The 4,705-nt window shown below is 70.3% G+C and carries 5 protein-coding genes and 1 pseudogene; all 6 read right to left on the reverse strand.

The features are described from left to right. Nucleotides 1-635 (reverse strand): DHA2 family efflux MFS transporter permease subunit (locus tag KBX53_RS22905; RefSeq protein WP_210861569.1); only part of this gene is annotated, 635 nt, incomplete at its 3' end. 608 nt (nucleotides 636-1,243) lie between these two features. Beyond that, complete coding sequence (locus KBX53_RS22910) at nucleotides 1,244-2,494, reverse strand: HNH endonuclease signature motif containing protein (RefSeq protein WP_210861571.1); 1,251 nt, start codon at nucleotides 2,492-2,494, stop codon at nucleotides 1,244-1,246. Nucleotides 2,495-2,580: 86 nt separating this feature from the next. Continuing rightward, nucleotides 2,581-2,904 carry a hypothetical protein gene (locus KBX53_RS22915; RefSeq protein ID WP_210861573.1) on the reverse strand — a complete coding sequence of 108 codons (324 nt, stop codon included), beginning with the start codon at nucleotides 2,902-2,904 and terminating at the stop codon, nucleotides 2,581-2,583. Nucleotides 2,905-2,970: 66 nt separating this feature from the next. Further along, nucleotides 2,971-3,546: a DinB family protein gene (locus tag KBX53_RS22920; RefSeq protein WP_210861575.1), complete on the reverse strand. Its 576-nt coding sequence runs from the start codon at nucleotides 3,544-3,546 to the stop codon at nucleotides 2,971-2,973. 72 nt (nucleotides 3,547-3,618) lie between these two features. Then, the gene (locus KBX53_RS22925) at nucleotides 3,619-4,422 is read right to left on the reverse strand and encodes an IclR family transcriptional regulator C-terminal domain-containing protein (protein WP_210861576.1); all 804 of its coding nucleotides are present in this window, start codon (nucleotides 4,420-4,422) and stop codon (nucleotides 3,619-3,621) included. Between the two features lie 3 nt (nucleotides 4,423-4,425). Continuing rightward, a pseudogene (locus KBX53_RS22930) lies at nucleotides 4,426-4,705 on the reverse strand (amidohydrolase); the annotation flags it as partial.

Raw genomic sequence — 4,705 nt, forward strand, 5'->3', positions numbered from 1 at the left:
AGCATGAGCATGCCGACGAAGTCGAACGACTCGGACGGCTCGGGCGCGTCCTTCGGCAGCGCGAACTGCGCGTAGATCAGGGCGATCAGGCCGATCGGCAGGTTGATCAGGAAGATCCAGTGCCAGCTCGCGGTGTCGATCAGCCAGCCACCCAGGATCGGGCCGCCGATCGGGCCCAGCAGCATCGGGATGCCGAGGACGGCCATCAACCGGCCGATCCGGTGCGGCCCGGCCGCCCGGGTCATGATGGTCATGCCCAGCGGCATGAGCATGCCGCCGCCGAGGCCCTGCAGGACCCGGTAGCCGATCAGCTCGCCGATCGTGTCGGCCATGGCGCAGAGCCCCGACCCGATCGTGAACAGAGCCAACGCCACCATGTAGAGCCGTTTGGTGCCGAACCGGTCCGCCGCCCACCCGCTGAGTGGGATCACGGTGGCGAGCGCGAGCGTGTAGGCGGTCATGGTCCAGGCGACGCGGGCGTAGGACGCGTCGAACTCGCTCTGGAATGTGGGCAGCGCCACACTGACCACCGTCACGTCGAGGATCGACATGATCGCGCCAAGGACGACGACGCCCGCCACCTTGAGCACCGCACCGTCGAGTTTGTCCGATGTCGCGATGGATTGCTGTGTCACTAACTCTCCTGAAGTCGATTGAGCCGGCCGATGGTGGGCGGTGGCGGCAATGCCGCGCCTACCGGGCGCGGGGCGCGACGTGCCGGGGCAGCGACGCGCGGAGGCAGACTAACCGCCAGTTGTGACGATTCGCCGCCGGTTTTCGTGACCGCCCGGCTGCTTATCCGAACGGCTGTGCGACTGTGGCCGGACGTCGGGGTGGCGATCGGCCGGCAGAACCGCGATCCAGTGGTCACCAGGGTGGTCTCCTGATCGGCCTGGACAGCCGCCCTGGTGATCTGTCGGTCTGTCGAACGCGTCAAGGCGGGAAAGCCGCGCGTCAGGCCCCGCCGTCCCTGCGCGGCAGGACCTCATCCCCGGTAGCTGATCGGGAGCGGCAGCGCGCCAGGTCTTGGCCCCCGCGCCCTCTCACCCCTCCGTAGCTGCACGGAGTGCGGGCGTGTGCAGGGTCCTGGCCGCGCGCTCTCACCGCCTCGATAGCTGAACAGGAACGGGCCCACGCCGGTCCTGGCCGCGCGCCCCCGCCGCCCTCGGTGGCCGCGCGGAATTGCGGCGTGCCGGGCTGGACACTCGATCCGCCCGCCAGCGGAGGATCGTGCTGGTGGTGCTCAGGTTCGTCGGTGGTACTGGTTGCGGCGCGGGATCTGTTCGGGATCGAGCCAGGCCGGTGGTACGAACTCGGGGTGGCCGTCGCCTGCCAGTCGCACTGCCCAGTCGCTGTGGTGCAGGTGGCGGTGGTGGTGGCCGCAGAGCAGGACGGCGTTGTCGAGGCTGGTGGTGCCGCCGTTGGCCCAGTGGTGGATGTGGTGGGCGTCGCACCAGCGCGGTGGTCGGTCGCAGCCGGGGAAGGCGCAGCCACGGTCTCGCAGCACCAGGGCTCGCCGGAGGGGACCGGTGATGAGTCGGCGTTGTCGGCCGAGGTCGAGTGGTTGGCCGGCGCCGTTGAGGACGGCGGGGAGGATGGCGGCGTCGCAGGCGAGGCGGCGCACGACCTCAGGGGTGAGGTGCAGGCCGGTGTCGAGGGTTCCGCCGCCCAGTTGCCCGGTCAAGCCGTCGTAGCTGGTGGTGACGACGATCTGGGCCGGATCGCCGCCGTTTTCGGGCAGCTCGCCGGTGCGCAGGGCGAGGCGGCACACGTCGCTGAGGGCGTCGTGCCGGCGTTGCCCGGGAGTGCGCTGGTCGTCAGGGCCCGAGGGTGCGCTGAGGGGGTCGATGGTGGCACGGAGGAGCCCGGCGGTCTCGGTGTCGAGGGTGGCGGTGAGTCGTAGGCGGCCGTCGGCGAGGGTGGAGAGGGTGAGGTGGCGGTCGCGGGTGGCGCGGCGGGCTTCGGCGTCGAGGGCGGCTTCGGCTGCGGCGTCGGCGATGTCGGGGGCGACGTGGTCGAGGATGCGGGTGCTGAGTTTGCGCAACAGGGTCGGGTCGAATTGCCCGGCCCACTCGACGAGCACTCCGAGAGCTTTGTCAGCGGCCTCGGGGCCGGCGGCGGTGTGCACGGTGTCGATCGTGTCGGCGATGACCCGGGCCTGGTCCACGGTGATGTGGCCGTCGGCCAGCGCGTGGCGTACGCCAGGGTTGCCGGTGTCCAGGATGGCGGCGAGGTCGACGAGGCGGCGAGCGGCCGGGATGGTGAGGCGTAACCGTTCGCGCAGCCAGACCGCGGTGGAGGAGGCGCCCTGCGTGGTAGCGGTGCGTCGGCCGTCGAGCTCACGGATCACTGCCAGCTTCACCGCGGCGAGACGCTGCTCGATGCGGTGTGCGGCGTCGAGCGCGGCGATCAGGTCGGCCTCGGGCTGCGCCCAGACGGCCGTATCGGCGGAGGCCGCGATCGCGTCCTCTGCCTGCGTCAACTCCTCGACCACGATCCGAATCTAGAACACCTGTACGACATTTTCAGTCACCATGATCGATTCGCAGCAGGTCGGCGCCAAGGCGGCGGGCGCCTGATTTATCGCGCGGCCCGCAACGCCGCCGCGCCCTGGACCACGTCCAGGTCGACGACGACGTCCTCACCATCCCGCATGCCGCGCTCACCGATCGCCAGACCGATCAAGGCCAGTTCGGCGGCATCGTCACGCAGTTCGTACTCTTCGCGACTCTCCTCGCCGATGCCGCCCAACTCGTCGCGATTCCAGGCGGCGACGGCTGACTCGGCCAGAGACCGAGGCAACCGCACGCTGATCCGGCCGACCTGGGAACCGAGACGAGCACCGATCGCCAGCAGCACGGTCCGGTCCCGCTGATATCGCAGGTACTGTTCGCGATCCTCCACGAGCCGAGGCTACTCGCGCCCCGTGCAGCCACCGGTCCCAAGCCGGTGAACTTAGTGGTCAGGGCACTAGTTGCTGCGCTTGCCGGCGTCGAGGGCAGCCTGCTCCACTCGCTGCCGGTGTTCCCGCCACCATGACTCGTCGGCCGGGGGCAGGTTGTCGTTTTCCGACAGCAGCCCGACCGCGCCGTCGATGAGTTCGCGCACGATGTCGGCGTGACCTGCGTGCCGTTGCGTTTCCGCGACGACGTGGACCAGGACGTGGTGCAGCGTGACAGCAGCATCGCCCCACCACGGCACCCGGCCGACCTCATCCAGGGTGAGGGCTTCGATGGTGGTGTCGGCGTGGGCGATCGCGCGACGGTACAGTGCGACGATTTCCTCGCGGGTCTCATCCGCGCTCGCCCACATGTCGGCGTTGGGCTCCGCCCCGTCGCCGACGTACGGCAGTTCCTCCTCGAACGGCCGGCCGAACACGACGCCGAAGTAGAGGACCTCCATGGCCGCCGCGTGCTTCACCAGACCCAGCAGGTTGGTCGCGGTCCGGGTCAACGGACGCCGAACATCGTATTCGCTGAGCCCGTCGAGCTTCCACAGCAGCGTGTCGCGGCCGCCCTTCAGGTAACTGTGCAGGTCTGCCTTCATCGCGGCACTATGGCATCCGATCTGGTGTCGGCGCTGCCCCGGACAATCGACGGAGTTCGTGATCGGTGGAACCTAGACGGTGACCACCGGCACGGCGGCGGTGAGTGCCCAGTCGTGCCCGATGTCGGCGGCGGCGCGCAGCAACCTCGGCAGGTGCTCCTCGCGCAGGGTCTCCACCGAGGTCTCGGCGGCGTGCACCGTCACGTTGATGGCGGCGACGACCCGCCCGTCGCCGTCGCGGACGCCGGTGGCGACGGATCGGATCCCCGGGGCCAGGTCCTGGTCGGCGAGCGCCCAGCCCTTCGCCCGGACCTCGCGCAGCACGGCGTCGAGGTCGCCGGGCGAGGGCTGCCAGCGCGGGGTGATGCCGGAGCGGCTGGGCTCGGCGAGGACGGCGGCCAGTGTGTCCGGCGGTAGCGCGGCGAGCAGCACCTTGCCCATCGACGTCGCGGGCGCCGGGAAGCGGGTGCCGATGGTGACGCCCAGCGTCACGATCTTGGGGACGGCCACCCGGGCGACGTAGACGATGTCACTGCCGTCGAGCTGGGCCATCGAGGTCGACTCGTTGGTCTGCGCGACCAGCTTCTCCATGTGCGGGCGGGCCACGTCCCACATGTTCAGCGCGTTGACGTACGCCATCCCCAGTTCGAGGACACGCGGGGTGAGGGTGTGGCCGCGGCCCGCCGCGCGGACGTAGCCCAGCGATTCGAGCGTGATGAGGATGCGCCGGACGGTGGGGCGGGCCAGGCCGGTGGCGGCGGCGATCTCGCTGAGGGTCATCGAGGGGCTGACGGGACGGAAGGAGCGCAGGACGTCGAGGCCCCGAGCGAGAGCCTCGATGAAGTCGGGCCCGGCGCCCCTTCCGTTGTCACCCATGTCCTAATGCTTCCATTGCGCCGACCCGGCGTCCCACTCGGTGTACTGGTACGGGTTCTCCAGGATCGCGGTCTCGGGGATGTCCGGGTTCATGCCCCGCTGCCACGCCTGCTCCCCCATCGTCTCGCGCAGGTGGTCGATGGTCGCCGCGACCCGCGCCCGCGCGGCGGCGAGGTCGACGCCGACGAGGCGGCCGTCGCGCTTCACGACGCGCCCACCGACGAGCACTGTGTGCACGTCGGCACGCTGGGCCTGGAAGACGACGTGACCGTGCGGGTTCAGG

Origin of the sequence: Micromonospora sp. M51 (genome assembly GCF_018070305.1) — a bacterium.
In the GTDB taxonomy this organism is placed as follows: Bacteria; Actinomycetota; Actinomycetes; order Mycobacteriales; family Micromonosporaceae; genus Micromonospora; species Micromonospora parva.